Here is a 15,682-nt window from a genome sequence, read left to right on the forward strand (position 1 = left end):
GTGCCGGGGTGAGCGCCCAGCCGCCGGATGAATTCGTTCTCACTGATGAAGAACGTGCCTGGATTACCGAGCACCCCGTGGTTCGCGTCGGCGTCATGGCGGACGTCTCACCGATTGAGTACATGCAAGACGGAACGCTCAAGGGATTGTCCAGCGAGTACCTCGACAACCTCGCTCGCAAGACCGGCCTGACCTTCACCTATGTACCCGCCACGCCCATTGATGAGCGCATCGACCTGCTGCTGAACAAGCAAATCGATATGATTTCCGCGGTTCGGCTGAACAGCCCGGTGGGCGAGGACCCACGGCTGATCCATACCTCTTCCTACCTCAATACCACGGCCGTGGTGGTCACGCGCATGCAGCACCCACCCATTATGGAGGGCCAGCAGCTCAACGGCCTGACGGTGACGGTGCCCTATCCCGATCGCTACAGGGAGGTCATGGCGAGGAAAGCGCCGGGTGCCAAGTTGATCGTAGGCAGTTCCGCCATGGGAATGCTGCAGCAAGTGGACAGCGGGGAGGTGGATGCCGCGATTGCGACGGAAGCGTATCTACTGCCGTTTCTCTATCGGGAGTTTCAAGGGCGACTGCAAATTTCCGGGGTGTTGGCGGATGTGGCCTCCCTGGTGGGTATGAGCACCCGTCGTGATGATGTGATATTGCACGGGATCATCCAGAAGGCGTTTTCATCGCTTTCGGCCGAGGAAACCCGCCTGATTCATGCCAGCTGGCTGCAGCAACATGTGGGGCAGGCGTTCTCTATCTCCGACCTTGTTGCACGCTACCCGCATGAAGTCGTATTGATCACGCTCGTGGTGCTGCTGTTGATGGCGCTGGTGTACCTCACGCACCGCATGCGTCGGCGCGCGGAACGCAACGAACAGGAAAAGACCATGTTCCTGGCCGTCATGAGCCACGAGATCCGCTCCCCCATGAATGCCGTACTCGCTGCTGTCGAGCTGCTGCGAAATACCCCGCTGGACAAGCAGCAACAGCACTTCGCGGACCTCGCCAACAACGGCGCCAACTCGTTGCTGACGCTGCTGAACGACGTGCTGGATATCTCCAAACTCGATGCCGGCCAGGTGAAACTGGAGTTCGAACCGGTCAACGTTGCCGCCCTGGTGCGAAATGTCGTGGACCTGCAATGCCTGCGGGCTCGGGAAAAACATATTTCCCTGACGGTAGATGGCCAGGCGGACCTGCCGCTGCTCATGCTCGATGAGGCGCGCCTGGGGCAGGTGCTGCACAACCTGATTTCCAATGCCATCAAGTTCACCGAGGTCGGCGGGGTAGAAGTCAGCTTCTCCGTGACCAACGGGCACTCGGTCAAACACAAGCACCTGCATATCGCCGTGACCGACACCGGCATTGGCATCACCGAAGAGGCCCAGGCGCGGCTCTTCCAGCCCTATGTGCAGGCTGCCCGCATGTACAAGCGATCCGGGGGAACAGGGCTCGGCCTGGCCATTTGCCGGGATTTGCTCAAGCTGATGCAGGGCACGATTTCGCTCAGCAGCGAACCCGGAAAAGGCACCCGCGTGGCGCTGTCGCTGCTGGCCGAAGTGGCACCGGCGACGGCTGCCCCGGCTGAAATGCCGGCTGTTTCGGGGGCCACGCACAGTGGTCAGGTCAATAACCTGCGCATTCTGGTGGTGGAAGACACCCCGGCCAACCAGGCCGTTCTGCAGGCCCAGATCGAAGGCTTCGGCTGCACGCCAGTCATCGCCCGGGATGGGGCGCAGGCCATCGCCTGCTTCGAGCAGGGCGTCTATGACTTGGTGTTGATGGATTGCGACCTGCCTGACCAGGACGGCTATTCCCTGACCACGCTGTTCCGCATCATGGAGCAGGACTCGGAGCAGACCCGCTGCCCGATCATCGCCATCTCGGCCTCGACCGATAACAAGCACATTACCCGCTGCTTCGACTCCGGTATGGACGGCATCCTCGGCAAGCCGATCAGCCTCGGCAAACTCCAGGATGCGATCGAGCTCTGGTGCGGTGTCACCCTGACACTGCTGCCCATGCCGTTCGCAAGCCAGGGGCCCCTGGGCAATGCCCAGATCCACGACGCCCTGGAGCAGGACCTGCACGCGCTGCTCGAGGCCATGGTGCTGCGCAATGCCGACGCCGCCCGCCATGCCGTGCACCGCCTGCATGGCGCCGCCCTCAGCATCGAATGGCCCGAGATCGCAGGGCCTGCCAACACCATCGAAGACCTGCTGCGTGCCGACACCCCGCTGGATGCGGCGGCTTACACCCCAGCCCTCGAAGTGCTGGTCAGCCACTTCCGCACCACGTCCTTCCCCAGCCCCCTTTCCGTACGTCCGAGTGCTCACGAACTCAGCTGATGTGTGCCTATCGGCACCCGATGGGCACGGTTCTGAAAGAACGTCCTCCCGACGATGATACCGGTTGGGTATAAGGCAATGCCCGCAACGGCGGAAATCAGGTCGAACCATTGCCATGGCCATGAAGTCACAGCCTGTAAGCCCACCGACTGTGGAGACACCGCCATGAGTTACAACTGGGACCTGATCGAACGCCTGTTGCATGAGGCGCAGAACTCCGCCGGCAAACCCTTCGCGCCGCGCCGCTATGCCGAGGAACTGGCCGATGAACTGGGCCAGGCAGGCGAACATATCGATAACCTCGACCACTTCCGGGCCGAAGCCACGCGCTATGAATCAGTGCTGCTGGAAAACGGCTTCATCGAGCCCCGCCACGAAAGCGAAGGCGGTAACGGCGAGAACTTCGTGCTCACACCACGCGGCGCACAGCTGATGGCCATGCTCGACAGCGCCATCCCAGGCGGCGAACACCCGCGCGAAGTCCTCGACGAGGCGGGCGAAGCGGCCCTGACAGCGGAAGTGTTCGATGAAGTCGCGCCGAAGGGCAACCTCACCGAGGCTAACTGACGACCTGCTTCAATCCTGTCGAATCAGGTCTTCCAGCGCTGTATCGAGCGCCGCATGCCGAAAGACGTAACCGTGCTGGAGCAGCTTATCGGGCACGACGCGTTGACCGCTCAGCAGGACTTCGTCAGCCATTTCCCCGACCAGTAAGCGCACTGCAGGGGCGGGGACTCGCACCCTGAACCGTGCCCTGGGGATGTACCGCTTCAGGACCGTCACGAATGCGGCGTGGGTCACGGGTTCAGGGGCCGTTAGGTTGATTGCTCCGCTGATGACAGGCGAAGCGATCAGCAGCGCGCAGATATCCAGCACGTCATGCAAATGAATCCAAGGCATCCATTGGCAGCCGTTGCCGAGTTCCGCAGCAACGCCCATATCGAAGGAGCGACGCAGCTCTTTCAGGGGGCCGCCATCACGCCCCAGGACGATGCCGATACGCAGCAGGCAGACCCGCACGCCCAAGGCCTCCATGCGCATCGCCCGTTGTTCCCATTGAGCGCACAGCTCATGGGAGAAGCTGGCCCTGCCGGGGCTGCTCTCGTTCAACTCCTCGTCGTGCCAATGGCCATAAAACCCCACCGCCGATCCGCTGAGCAGTACTTCGGGCTTGCTGTTCAACCGCTGGACCAGTTGCAGCAGCGCGTCCGTCATATCCAACCGGCTTTGCACAAAGCGCTGTTTGCGCCAGGCAGTCCAACGCGCGGCAGCCAGTGGCTCGCCCGCCAGGTTGATAATGGCATCGATGCGCCCCTCATCGCCGATCTGTTGCAGGTCGGTCAGGCAGATCACACGGGTGCGAATACCACTCAGATTCCCGATGTTGCGCGTGAGCAGCAGAACATCGTGGCCCTGCTGGCTCAACGCATTAGCCAGCGGCGTGCCGATGAAGCCGCTGCCGCCTGTAATCAGGATGCGTAAGCGGCGATCAGCCAGTGAGCGGAGCTGAACGACCGGTTCTTTTGGGCGAGAATTGGGCCTGAGCAAGAGCAAGGGAATCGCGATCGACAGCGCCGCTGCGCTGTTCAGGTAGGCGTGCATCGTCAGGCCGAAGTAGAGCGAAATGCTGCTGTCCAGCACGCACCAGACGAGCAGGGCAACGAACAGTGCCGGCTTGATGACGGCGTGCCCGTGCCGGTAGTACAGGTTGATCAGTACGCAGAGCAGCACGCCCCAACTGGCAACCGTAGGGCCGAACAGACCGACCATGGTGCGCAGCAGACTGTCGTACCCAGCGGGCGGTAGATCTGCGCTACCCGTGCTGGCATAGAGCTGCCGGAAGTAATCGTCGGTGATCGAAAAATGCGCCGCAAAGGCCAGCACCACGCCCAAAACGATGTGGCCGATCCCTACAGCCAATAACCAGCGGTAAAGCCAACGATTCATCCCTGCTTCCCCATCGACCAAGTTCTGTTCGCGATCATAGGGGCGGCACCTGGCAAAGGCTCGCGAATTCTGTCGCAACCCGGCCTACCAACCGAACCTGCCTACCAGCGGTGGACAAGCTTCGCGTTGTCCACCCTACAACCGCCTGCCACCGCGTCCTACAACTGCTTGCCACCCCGTAGGGTGGAAAACCGCGAAGCGTTTTCCACCGTGCTTACTGACTGCTAGCGCTGTACCGGTAGAGTGGGGCGCAACGTTTTGCGAGCACGCGAAATACGCCGTACCTGCCAAACGTCAGCAGAAACAGCCTCAGCCGAGGGATGGAGGCTTACTGCCGCAACCGAGTGATAGTCGGCTTACTCACTGCGCAGGAAGTGCACGCTGAACAGCGCTGCCGGGTCGCGCCACATCGAGACCGGGGCGAAGCCGCAGTCGGCGGCCAGTTTGAGAAAGCGGCTGGGTGTGTATTTGTAGGAGTTTTCCGTGTGCAGGGTTTCGCCGGCAGCGAAGTCGAACACCCGGTCTTCGATACGAACCTGTTGCGCCTTTGGGCTGATCAGGTGCATCTCGATGCGCGATTCGGCCTCGTTGTAGAAGGCCCGGTGCTGAAAGCGGCTGGGGTCGATGTCGCTGTCCAGTTCGCGGCGGATGCGCTCCAGCAGGTTGAGGTTGAACAGGGCGGTAACGCCGGCCTCGTCATTGTAGGCGCGCTCGAGCACCTCGCGGTTCTTCACCAGGTCGACGCCAATCAGCAGGCCGCTGCCGGTCGGCAGGGCTTGGTGCAGGTTGTGTAGAAAGGCGCGGGCCTGCTGAGGGTCGAAGTTGCCGATGCTGGAGCCGGGAAAGAACGCCAACGGGCGCTCCCCCAGTGCCTCGGCGGGCAGTTTCATCGGCTGGCTGAAGTCGGCGCACAGGGCGTGGACGTCCAGCCAGCGGTAGTCGGCGGCCAGGCGGCGGGTGCTGGCGTGCAGAAATTCTCGGGAAATATCGATACCCAGGTAGCGCGTCGGGCGCAGGGCCTCGAGCAGCAGGCGGACCTTGCGGCTGGCGCCGCTGCCCAGTTCAACCAGGCTGGCGTTGCGCCCGGCCAGCGCGGCGATGTCGCTCGCGGCGAGGCGCAGGATCGTCTCTTCGGTACGGGTCGGGTAGTACTCGGGTTGCCGGCAGATCAGTTCGAACAGCTGCGAGCCCGCGTGATCGTAGAAGAACTTTGGCGACAGGGCCTTGGGGGTGGCGGCGAAGCCGGCCAGGACCTCTTCACGCAGCGCGGCCTGTTCGGGGTCCAGGGGTTGTTCGTGAACGCGAATTGCCAGTGCCATGCTCAGAGCTCCTTGGCCAGGCGCAGGCCGGAGAACTGCCAGCGCATGGTGGGGTAGAAGAAGTTGCGGTAGGTGGGGCGTATGTGGTCTTCGGGGGTGGCGCAGCTGCCGCCGCGCAGCACCATCTGGCCGGACATGAACTTGCCGTTGTACTCGCCAAGGCTGCCGGCAAGCGGCTGAAAGCGGGGGTAGGGGCGGAAGGCGCTGGCGGTCCATTCCCAGACGTCGCCGTAGAGCTGCTGCAGGTCACCGGCGTTGGCGGCCACCGGCTGCAGGTGGTCGCTTTCGACGAAGTTGCCCCGCAGTGGCAGGCCCTGGGCCGCGATTTCCCATTCTTCTTCCCGTGGCAGCCGTGCTTGTGCCCAGGAGGCGAAGGCGTCGGCCTCGAAGTAACTCAGGTGGCAGACCGGCGCCTCCAGGTCCAGCTCGTGCGGACCTGCCAGCGTCAGCTCGAGCCAGTCGTCGCCGTCGCGCTCCCAGTACAGGGGCGATTGCCAGTTGGCGCGGCGGATGTGGTCCCAGCCGTCGGCCAGCCACAAGGCGCTGTTGCGGTAGCCGCCGTCGCGCATGAAATCGAGGTATTCGCCGTTGGTCACGGGGCGGCTGGCCAGTTGAAACGCGTCGACGAATACGCGGTGTTGCGGTCGCTCACAGTCGAACGCAAACCCCTCGCCGGAATGGCCGATGTGGCGCATGCCGGCAGGAAAGGTGTGCCAGCGCATGGCGGCGGCTTGCGTGCCGCCCGGCTTCAGGTCGGGTCGGTAGGCCGGGCGCAGCGGGTTCTGCGCAAGGATGTGCTTGATGTCCATGAGCAACAGCTCCTGGTGCTGCTGCTCGTGCTCCAGGCCCAACTCGACACGCTGCAGCACCTCGTTGGCGATGTTGCTATCCAGGTGGGTCAGCAGTTGCTCCATGGCCAGGTCGACGTAGCTGCGGTAGGCGTACACCTCGCTCACGGTCGGGCGCGACAGCAAGCCCCGGCGCGATCGCTCGAAGGGCGTGCCGTGGGTCTGGTAGTAGGAGTTGAACAGGTGGTCGTAGCGGGCATCCAGCGGCCGGTAGCCGCGCAGGAAAGGCGTCAGGATGAACGCCTCGAAGAACCAGGTCACGTGCGCCAGGTGCCACTTGGGCGGGCTGACGTCAGGCATGCTCTGGATCACGTAGTCCTCGCGTTCCAGCGGCTCGCACAGGCGTTCGGTGGCGTGGCGTACCCGGTGATAACGCTGGCGGAGGTGGTCGAGTTTTGCGAGAGACGTGTCGTTTCTGGAGGCCCGGTTCGGCATGTCGCGCATTCTCTGCTGATGCCGCACGGGAAGGTGCGGCAAGTCATTAAACCGACCGGGCGAAAACGGAAAAGGTTCAGGGAATTTGCGACCCACGCTCAGGGACGTCTTGAGAGCATGCGTTCAGGCTGATAGCGGCTGTTTCAGGCGACAGCATCGGCTGCGCAGCCTTTCGGCAGGCATGAAAAAGCCGCGCACTGCGCGGCTTCGATGGTGGGCCCACACGGACTCGAACCGTGGACCAAAGGATTATGAGTCCTCTGCTCTAACCAACAGCTATAGAACATCTTGGAGACAGATTTATTTTCGAGCGAGGGACTCACGGTGTCGCGTAGCCGTGGAGGCGTGACGGTGAGCCGAATACCCTATCGAGTCAGTCTTTCCTCTGGTATTTCGTTGAAGGGGCAAGCCCCGCGTCAGGGCCGCTTTACCTCTTTGCCAGCAATTCAGAGCGGCCGATCACTTCGCGGCTGCGTTCGGGTTTGCGCGGCCCAGAGAAGCCAGCCTGTTCGATAGCGCTATCGAGGCCGAGAAAGTGTGGGGCGGCCTTGGGGCTGCGCAGTGTCTCCATTCCCTGGTTCCAGGCATGCACCATGTGTTTGGCCACGTCGCGCCAGGCCGGTTCGTTTTTCGAGGCTTCGATGATCTCGCTGCCGACCTCCACGGCGGACTCGCATAGTTGCGTGACCATCTCGGCGTACCGGCGCGGTGGTATGCCCAATACGGCCTTGTAAAAGGTTTCCAGCGAGCGGCCAGGTGTCCAGGTCTGCCTGCCGCCGATGGACAGGCCGGGCGGGCTGTCGGCGAAACGCGGATAGGCCTGGGTGGTCACCAGGTCGTAGACCGGAGTAAAACTGACGTCCGCTCGGGAGGTGTAATACAGCGCGATGTTTTTCGAATGGCAATCGGCATTGCGTAGCACGTAGTTGGCCAGCAGGTGCCAACCCAGGTGTTCACGCTGTGCCTGAAGGCGTTCAGCGCTTATGTAGGCGCGGGTTGCGTTCCAGACGCGCTCGGTGGTGGGTGCGTATTTTTCGTGGGGAGGCAAGCCCAGCAGGCCGCAGGCATCTTCCACGCCGTGGCGAGGCAGGCCGTGCTCGTCAACGTCGAAGCGATCGACCACCAGGACCCTTCCATCCTCGGACATGCGGCAAGTGGCTACCGGTACGACATTCAACCGTGCCAGCACGCGCATGCTGTAGAACTCGTTGAAGCCTAGAAAGGGCGTGCTGTCATCGGAACCCTTGATGATGTGAAAGCCTGTGCGCAGGGTCGGTTTGCCGAGGGGTTCCCGGTTTGGCGCGGCATCGCTGGCAATGAATTTCGGCACGACACCCGAGATGGCCACCTGCGCGTATTGCCGCACCAGTTTGGCGAAGTGTTCGCTGGTGTTTTCCGCCTTGAGCAGGCGACTGATCTCCAGTGGTTCCATCTTGATACCGGGCCGAACGCCTTCTGGCGTGACCAAGACTCTGCCGATGCCAGCGCCCCCCACCAGAGCCAGCAGTGAGAGGTCTGTGCCATCGAGCAAAGGGCCGAACGCTTCGCGAATAACGCCGAGCAGGTAGCCTTCGGGAAGGTTCTGCCGGAAAAACGGGAATAGATCGCGTGGCCAGCGCCAAGGCTCTTCCCGAACGGGCATTGCCAGGCTGACGAAATCTTCCCGAACCGTTTCTGGCAGGTATTTCAGGACGTACTCGTCACGCTCCCGGTAGAGCTTGGCTACTCGCTTTGCGCCAACGTGCACGTCGAGAATCATGTTGGGCCTCTCCCGGAGCGTTGTTCTTCGAGGATGTCCTCTACCGTGCGCTCATGGCCTGCCTTTACCAGTTTCAGGTCATACCCGGCCGCCTCCAGAAGGCGAACCAGCACCGAGACGCTCATATCGCCTTTGGCCAACGTTTCCATGCGCGCCACGGTGGTGCGTGATACACCGGCACGGTTGGCCAGTGTTTCCTGGCTCAGCCTGGCGTCACGGCGCGCCTGCTTCAGCATTTCGGAAACATCGTACAGAGAGGTCATTTGTAGCTCTCGGGCATCAAATTAGCGGTTATGGTTGAAAATGTAGCCTCAGGGCTACATTTTCACAAGCGCAGTTGAACTGTAGCTTTCGAGCTACAAAAAAGACGATGGCTGTGCTTTGTGTAGCCCTTGGGCCACATTTTAGGCCGCTTTGGCGGAGGCGAATGGTGCGTTGCCAATGGCGAATATGCTTTCCTCGGCAATGACGAAAGAGCGGAAGTCATTCGGTCGGCCGTGTTCTAGTCGGTTACTTCGAGCTGATAGGTAATCTCTGCATACTGCCCCACGCACTGCGTGCCGAAGGTGCTGGCGTAAAACAGCACCTTGTAGATTCCTGCCTGCTCGGGCACTCCACGAATAAAGCCATGCTTTTCGCGCTCGGTGTGAATGATGCTCAGCCCCTCAGGGAGAGGTCTTTCAGGATCATCGAGAATCCGCCCCACCGGGGTGCTTGCATTGATCACATCGATCCGCACGTCATACGCCGAACCTATTTTCGCTGCGGGCAGCTCCTTCGGCATGAATTCAGGCTCGGGTCGCATTGCGCAACCCACCAGCACATTACCCAGCATTGCTGTCTCGCAACTGGTCAGCAATAAGGTCAAGCCGATGATTGGGAGCGTTCGGAGGTTCATTTACCTTTGTCCTTGGTAGGGTTTGTCTAGGGTATACGGCTGAAGACCTTGCCACCGAAAACATCGCTGAGCAGTTCTCGCACAGTAAAACCGCCTGTCACCTGGTGCCCGACGTTTCCCCAGGAAAACAAGCGCGATTCGGTGATCTGATCATTGGTGGGAGTTGTTACTGTGATAACCCCGCTACTGGCTTTGGGCAGGTCTTCCCAGACTATCCAATGGTTTTTACCCGCCCCTATGCCGCCTTCCACCATCGACGCGCTAACAAGGGATACCACATGGTGTTGTGGGCCCAGGTAAGTGAGCAGTTCCAAGAATCGCGACAGACTTGTACTGCTGAACTGAATATCGCTGAAAATCTCGCTAGCACCCGCACGCGCGAACCAAGATTCGATAGTCCACGGAGGCGTGATGCCGGGGACTCTATCGTCAGGTGAGTCGTACTCCATCAGGTTGTTTTCGCTGTCGCGCAGGCTGGCCAGAGATATCCAGTCGATGGCTAATACCCGGTCTCCTTCTCTGCGATAGCTCAAGTTCTTGGGGTTTCGGCAGCCATAGCTTGGCTTGATGTGCAGCGAGCCAATGGTGGTTTTCCCTGTTTCCCAGAGCTGAGTTATTGCTTGGGCGTAGAGGTCGGGTCTGTCCATTAGCAGTGCATAGAAGAATGCCGCAGGCCCGCAAAGGCTGGTATCCGACTGGTGCGGATAGGTGGGAACGAACATCGAACTTGGCATGTTCTGCCCGTGGGCTCTTGCCACTCGGACTCTCAGCTGCTCGATGATCTTGCTCTTATCGAATGGGTCGCTTGCTGTCCCCATTGGATGTTCGGGGTCGTTGAAAACACGATCATTGATGGTTGAGCATTCGAAGTCGTCTAGGATCTTTTCGGCCACGACAACGCGATCAATCGCCGGCGCAGATGGGGCCGCAGGCGCGGCTGGTTGTGCGGTTTGCGCCGCGAAGGCCGTAGCTGGTGGTTGCCTGTCTGGCGTCGTAACAAAGGCGGCTGTAGCTGCGGCTGCTGCCAGCGTTAGTGAGGTCGGTGCGGTGAAAGGTGCGGCTATTGGGGAATCCCCAATTATCACGCTGCCTGACCCGCCGACAATTACGCTGCCATGACCACCTGTGCTGCCAAGTGTCGCGGCCGGCAGGCCGTTGATCAGTACTGTGCTTGCTACAGCCCCGACTATTGGGCTGCCGCAGGCTGACGTATCACTCATTCGTGCAGCCGGCAGGTTATCGAAGAAGACGTTTGGAGAGCCTGTAGCTATGGGGTTTGTGCCATGCCCAGGCACTGGGCAAGAGGTGGGGTCAGTTTGGCGAGCCGCCGGTTTTCCGCTCATGGTGAAACTTCCTTGTTTGTGTTTGGCAAGATTCTACCTGTGACGCTGCGCTTTAAGCTGGGCCTTTATCCACCGGGATGTTGTCGAGCTCAAGTGCGGGCTGCTCATCGGCAGGTAGTAGACGAAGCCAGCCTAAAACCTGTGACTGTTCGATATACCAGTTGCCGTCGCGTTGGCTTAACGGCAGGTCTTCTCTGGAGCTGCCAAAAGGTCCGGGGTTTTGTTGGGCAATTTGCAGGGTGCCGTTGCCAACGCTGGCGATAATCGCGACGTGGCCGTAGCGGTTGAACAGCGTGGGTGCGAAGACCAGTAAGTCGTCAGCTTGCGGTTGCTCGACGCTGCCGTTACGAAACTGCAGCATTGCGCGTTTGGCATTCAAACTGCCGTTTTCGAGACGCGGGTCGAAGAAGTCTTTGGCGTGCCCGTAAGTGTCGGGCATGCGGTGGCCATGGCGCTCGAAGTAATAGCGTTTGACGAACTCCACGCACTGATAGCGCAGGCCGAGGTTGTATCCGTCCTGGCTCAGGTTTCGGCCCTGCACCGTGTTGACTCCGCCGTTGTAATAGATGGCTACGCCATTTAGCTCATCAAGTTGATCGCCTAAGGCATGCTGGGTGTTTGGGTTTATGCGGGTGACTGCGGCGTAAGCTGCAAAGGCGCATAGCGGCAGTAGTACGCAAACAATCAATAGGGCAAGTAGGCGTTTGTTCATGGTGAGGTCTGTCCCTGTAAGTGAAGCTCCTGGTGCGCGCTGCTGGCTCGCTCAACGGTAGCGTTGCAATAGCACCCAAAAAAGACGCACGTTTTGGCGCACGAACGCGCGCTGCCTTTCTGGCACGCGTCATGTTCTGGGTCCATAGGACGGATCTGCTTTTGGCAGCGCATGAAAAAGCCGCGCACTGCGCGGCTTCGAAGATGGTGGGCCCACACGGACTCGAACCGTGGACCAAAGGATTATGAGTCCTCTGCTCTAACCAACTGAGCTATAGGCCCTCAGAGGCCGGCGGATTATACCGGCGCCTTCTCGGCAGCGCCAACTGAATGGCGCGGGCCCAGGAAGTTGTGGGCGAAGGCGTCTGCGGGGAGCGGGCGGCTGACGACGAAGCCCTGGATCTGCTCGCAGCCTTCGGCCGCCAGGAACAGTTCCTGGGCTTTGGTCTCCACCCCTTCGGCGATCACGGTGAGTTGCATGCTGCGTCCGAGGGCGATGATGGCGCGGGCGATGGCGACGTCGTTCGCATCATCCGGCAGGCCGCGGACGAAGGACTGGTCGATCTTGAGGATGTCCAGCGGCAGGCGTTTCAGGTAGCTCAGGGACGAGTAGCCGGTGCCGAAGTCATCGATGGCCAACTGCACGCCCAAGGCCTTGAGCTGATGAAGAATGGCCAAGGCTTCTTCGGCCTGGTTCATGATGAAGCTCTCGGTGATTTCCAGTTGCAGCAGGCTGGGGGCGAGTGCGTGGTTGTCGAGCAGGCGTGCGATGGCGTTGACCAGGGCCGGCTGACGCAGCTGCACGCCGGCCAGGTTGACTGACAGCGGGCCAAACGGGGCGTGGGCGGCTTGCCAGTCGCTCATCTGCTGGCAGGCCTGGCGCAGTACCCAGTCGCCGAGGGGAATTATCAGTCCGGTTTCTTCCGCCAGGGGTATGAAGCGATCCGGGGGAATCTCGCCAAACAGCGGGTGGTGCCAGCGAATCAGGGCCTCGGCACCAACCAGGCGCTGGTTGGCCAGGCAGAGTTTCGGCTGGTAGTAGAGCTGCAGCTCATTGCGTTCCAGGGCACGTCGCAGTTCCTGTTCCAGGGCCATGCGCTCGGTGGCCTGGAAGGTCAGGTCGCGGGTATAGACCTCGACGCGGTTGCGGCCTTTGGCCTTGGAGCGGTACATGGCGGCGTCGGCGTTTTTCACCAGGGTGGCGACATCCATGCCGTGCTCGGGGTAGAGGCTGATGCCGATGCTGGCGCTGATGAAGAACTCATGCTCGTCGATCTGGAACGGTGGGGCGAAGCAGGCCAGGAGTTTGTTGGCGACCAGCTCGGCATCGACGGTTTCGTGCAGTCCGGGCAGCAGGATGATGAATTCGTCACCGCCGAGGCGGGCGATGGTGTCGATGTCGCGGAGCTGCTCGCGCAAGCGCTGGGCGATGCGCTTGAGCAACTGGTCGCCGACCGGGTGGCCCAGGCTGTCGTTGATGTGCTTGAAACGGTCCAGGTCGAGAAACAGCACGGCGCCCTGGCGTGCATCGGTCTGGGCGTCATCCAGCGCCGTACGCAGGCGGCTTTCGAACAGCAGGCGGTTGGGCAGGCCGGTCAGCGGGTCATGATGGGCCTGGTGGTCCAGCCGCGCCTGGGCATGTTTGAGTGAGCTGATGTCGGCGAAAACTCCGACGAAGTGGGTGATCTCATCTGCCTTGTTGCGCACCGCGTTGATGGTCAGCCATTCCGGGTAGAGTTCGCCATTCTTGCGGCGGTTCCAGATTTCCCCTTGCCAGTGGCCCTCGGCCCCCAGTTGGTGCCACAGGGCACTGTAGAACGCGCTGTCATGCTGCCCCGAAGACAGCAGGCGCGGGGTTTGCCCGAGCGCTTCGGCTTCGCTGTAGCCGGTGATGGTGCTGAAGGCCCGGTTCACGGCGGTGATGCGTTGCTGGGTGTCGGTGATCAGCACACCTTCGGCGGTGCTTTCGAAGACGGTGGCGGCCTGTTGCAGCTTCTCCTGCATCACCTGGCGTTCGGTGATATCGCGGGCGATGGTCAGCAGGCAGGCTTCGTCGCCGATCGGGATCGGTTGTGCGGAAAGTTCGCACAGGCGCGACTGGCCGCTGCGGGTCCTGATCTGCACGCTGAGGTCGCGCACGCTGCCGTCCTGGCGGATGCATTCCAGCATGCGCTGGCGGTCTTGCGGATCGGCCCATATGCCGAGGTCCAGGGTCGAGCGCGCGGCCACGTCGTCATTGCTGTAGCCGGTGATGCGGTTGAAGCCTTCGTTGGCTTCGATCAGCAGGCCGTCGCTGATGCGGGTGATCAGCAGGCCATCGGGCGAAGCATGGAACGCCTTGGCGAACTTCTCTTCTGAAACCTGCAGTTGCTGCTGGGTGGCCTTGAGCTGGCTGATGTCACGCACGATCACCACCAGTACCGGGGTTTCGTCGAGCTGGAAGGCCTGGGCGGAAATCAGGCCGGTGAACAGCTCGCCATTCTGCCGCCGGAAGGGCAGCTCGAGGTTTCGCAGCTTTTCGCTTTGCAGGCGGGCCAGCAGGGTCGGACCGATGCCCGGGATGCCCCAGATGTTCAGTTCGGTGGCGGTCCGGCCGATGGCCTCGGCGACGGGAATTCCGGTGTGCTGTTCGAACGCCTGGTTGGCCTCGAGCAGGCGCCCGTCGGTGCTGCGGGCGATGACCAGGATGTCCGGGCACTGCTGGAAGATGGAGGCGAACTTCTGCTCGGAAAAGCGCAGGGCCTGTTCGGTCTGCTTGGCTTCGCTGATGTCGACCATCAGGCCGCGCATGGTCAGCCCGTCGCCGGCATGGCTGAGGGTGACGATGTCGCGAATCCACAGGATGCGGCCGTCGGCGGTGTACATGCGGTAATCGAGACTATGGTCGCGGCCCGCGTTGCTTTCACGCTGGCAGAACGCGAGGGCCTGCTGCACATCGTCCGGGTGAACCTTGCTCAGCCAGAACCCGGGGGTTTTCCACTCGTCCAGGGGGTAGCCCAGCAATTTTTCCGCGTGTCGGGAGACATAGGTGAAGGTGTAGTCGTCCCGCTTGGCTTCCCAGGTAATGGCCGAGAGGTTTTCCACCAGGCTGCGGTAGTGCTGCTCGCTGGTGCGAAGCTCCTCTTCCAGGGCGCTGCGCCTGGCCATCTCGGCGCTCAGGCGACGGTTGATACGAATCACCGCGAACAGGATGGCGCCCAGGGCGAGGAGGGCGGGCAGGCCGTACAGCAGGAGTTCACGCCAGATGCTGCGGCGGTCGCTGATCTCGCCAATCCAGCGTGCCTGCAGGGCGGCGATTTCCGCACCGCTCATGCTCGCGAAGACTTTATCGAGAATGCCCACCAGGATCGCCTGGTCGCGGGGAGCGGCCATTGCCAGCTGATAGCGGTACGGGGTTTCGCCGCTGATGGTAAGCCCCTCGAGTTTGAGCTGGCGCAGGCTCCAGACGCTCGAGGCGAGGTCACCGACCAGGGCGTCGGCCTGCTGGGTCGCCAGGGCCTGCAACGCCGCGCTTACCGTGGGCAGTGGGAGCAGGTTCAAATCGGGGTGCTGGCTGCGCAGCAGTTCGTGAGGGGCATAGTCCTCGACCACGGCAACCTTGAGCCCGTAGAGGTCATTCATGCTGCGCGGGTGTGGGCCGGCGCTGCGCGCCAGAATGATGATGGGAAAGTCCAGGTAGGGACGGGTGAACGCCAGATAGGCCTGGCGCTCGGGGGTGGCCATGATGCCGGGAAGCAGGTCGATCTGGCCGGCCTTGGCGTGCTCGAGCACTTCACTCCAGCTGCTGGGTTCGACAGGTCGGATGCGAATGCCCAGTTGCCGCTCGATCACGCTGATGTAGTCGGCGGAGAGCCCCTGGTAGAGGCCCTGGGCATTGCGGAACTCGAAAGGCGGCCATGAGGCGTCGACGCCCAGGCGCAGGACAGGGTGCTCGGCGAGCCAGGCGTGTTCTTCTTCGCTGAGTGTCAGGGCGACCGCAGGGCTGGTGCAGGCGACCAGGCACAGCAGGAGAATGGCCGGCAGTCTCGGCATGGCGGCCTCGTCACGGACGGTGGTCATTCGAGT

General features: G+C 61.7%; 10 protein-coding genes, 1 tRNA gene and 1 pseudogene. 2 read left to right on the forward strand and 10 right to left on the reverse strand.

What is annotated here, in order from left to right; all coding sequences use genetic code 11:
• Positions 1 to 8: 8 nt before the first annotated feature.
• Positions 9 to 2,357: an ATP-binding protein gene (locus tag N5C28_RS09375; protein ID WP_279821818.1), complete on the forward strand. Its 2,349-nt coding sequence runs from the start codon at positions 9 to 11 to the stop codon at positions 2,355 to 2,357.
• A 165-nt stretch (positions 2,358 to 2,522) separates the two neighbouring features.
• Positions 2,523 to 2,924, forward strand: a complete 402-nt coding sequence (locus tag N5C28_RS09380; protein ID WP_279821819.1) for a transcriptional regulator — start codon at positions 2,523 to 2,525, stop codon at positions 2,922 to 2,924.
• A 9-nt stretch (positions 2,925 to 2,933) separates the two neighbouring features.
• On the opposite strand, the gene N5C28_RS09385 is transcribed toward N5C28_RS09380, so the two are convergent.
• From N5C28_RS09385 to N5C28_RS09430, 10 genes and pseudogenes are all read right to left on the reverse strand, one after another.
• Positions 2,934 to 4,304: a TIGR01777 family oxidoreductase gene (locus tag N5C28_RS09385; protein ID WP_279821821.1), complete on the reverse strand. Its 1,371-nt coding sequence runs from the start codon at positions 4,302 to 4,304 to the stop codon at positions 2,934 to 2,936.
• A 356-nt stretch (positions 4,305 to 4,660) separates the two neighbouring features.
• On the reverse strand, positions 4,661 to 5,623 hold the full coding sequence (egtD, locus tag N5C28_RS09390) for an L-histidine N(alpha)-methyltransferase (RefSeq protein ID WP_279821822.1): 963 nt from the start codon (positions 5,621 to 5,623) through the stop codon (positions 4,661 to 4,663).
• 2 nt (positions 5,624 to 5,625) lie between these two features.
• Complete coding sequence (gene egtB / locus N5C28_RS09395; protein ID WP_279821897.1) at positions 5,626 to 6,906, reverse strand: ergothioneine biosynthesis protein EgtB; 1,281 nt, start codon at positions 6,904 to 6,906, stop codon at positions 5,626 to 5,628.
• A 427-nt stretch (positions 6,907 to 7,333) separates the two neighbouring features.
• Positions 7,334 to 8,665 (reverse strand): type II toxin-antitoxin system HipA family toxin, encoded by a 1,332-nt coding sequence (locus N5C28_RS09400; protein WP_279821823.1) that lies wholly within the window; start codon positions 8,663 to 8,665, stop codon positions 7,334 to 7,336.
• Complete coding sequence (locus N5C28_RS09405) at positions 8,662 to 8,928, reverse strand: helix-turn-helix transcriptional regulator (RefSeq protein ID WP_279821825.1); 267 nt, start codon at positions 8,926 to 8,928, stop codon at positions 8,662 to 8,664. Before N5C28_RS09405 ends, N5C28_RS09400 begins: the two co-directional genes overlap by 4 nt.
• Before the next feature lie 239 nt (positions 8,929 to 9,167).
• Positions 9,168 to 9,563 (reverse strand): hypothetical protein, encoded by a 396-nt coding sequence (locus N5C28_RS09410; protein ID WP_279821826.1) that lies wholly within the window; start codon positions 9,561 to 9,563, stop codon positions 9,168 to 9,170.
• A 1,046-nt stretch (positions 9,564 to 10,609) separates the two neighbouring features.
• Positions 10,610 to 10,906 (reverse strand): annotated as a pseudogene (locus N5C28_RS09415) (PAAR domain-containing protein); the annotation flags it as partial.
• Positions 10,907 to 10,958: 52 nt separating this feature from the next.
• Positions 10,959 to 11,618: a CHAP domain-containing protein gene (locus N5C28_RS09420; RefSeq protein ID WP_279821827.1), complete on the reverse strand. Its 660-nt coding sequence runs from the start codon at positions 11,616 to 11,618 to the stop codon at positions 10,959 to 10,961.
• A gap of 204 nt (positions 11,619 to 11,822) precedes the next feature.
• Positions 11,823 to 11,899: transfer RNA gene (locus N5C28_RS09425), tRNA-Ile, on the reverse strand.
• Between the two features lie 15 nt (positions 11,900 to 11,914).
• Positions 11,915 to 15,649: an EAL domain-containing protein gene (locus N5C28_RS09430; RefSeq protein ID WP_279821898.1), complete on the reverse strand. Its 3,735-nt coding sequence runs from the start codon at positions 15,647 to 15,649 to the stop codon at positions 11,915 to 11,917.
• Positions 15,650 to 15,682: the final 33 nt, after the last annotated feature.

This window comes from Pseudomonas sp. GD03944 (genome assembly GCF_029839275.1).
GTDB lineage: Bacteria > Pseudomonadota > Gammaproteobacteria > Pseudomonadales > Pseudomonadaceae > Aquipseudomonas.

Bases quoted from the DNA above. Each gene is read 5' to 3' on its own strand.
- N5C28_RS09410 (WP_279821826.1), bottom strand. From the start codon at position 9,563: ATGAACCTCCGAACGCTCCCAATCATCGGCTTGACCTTATTGCTGACC.
- N5C28_RS09405 (WP_279821825.1), bottom strand. From the start codon at position 8,928: ATGACCTCTCTGTACGATGTTTCCGAAATGCTGAAGCAGGCGCGCCGT.
- N5C28_RS09420 (WP_279821827.1), bottom strand. From the start codon at position 11,618: ATGAACAAACGCCTACTTGCCCTATTGATTGTTTGCGTACTACTGCCG.
- N5C28_RS09385 (WP_279821821.1), bottom strand. From the start codon at position 4,304: ATGAATCGTTGGCTTTACCGCTGGTTATTGGCTGTAGGGATCGGCCAC.
- N5C28_RS09400 (WP_279821823.1), bottom strand. From the start codon at position 8,665: ATGATTCTCGACGTGCACGTTGGCGCAAAGCGAGTAGCCAAGCTCTAC.
- egtB (WP_279821897.1), bottom strand. From the start codon at position 6,906: ATGCCGAACCGGGCCTCCAGAAACGACACGTCTCTCGCAAAACTCGAC.
- N5C28_RS09430 (WP_279821898.1), bottom strand. From the start codon at position 15,649: ATGCCGAGACTGCCGGCCATTCTCCTGCTGTGCCTGGTCGCCTGCACC.
- egtD (WP_279821822.1), bottom strand. From the start codon at position 5,623: ATGGCACTGGCAATTCGCGTTCACGAACAACCCCTGGACCCCGAACAG.
- N5C28_RS09380 (WP_279821819.1), top strand. From the start codon at position 2,523: ATGAGTTACAACTGGGACCTGATCGAACGCCTGTTGCATGAGGCGCAG.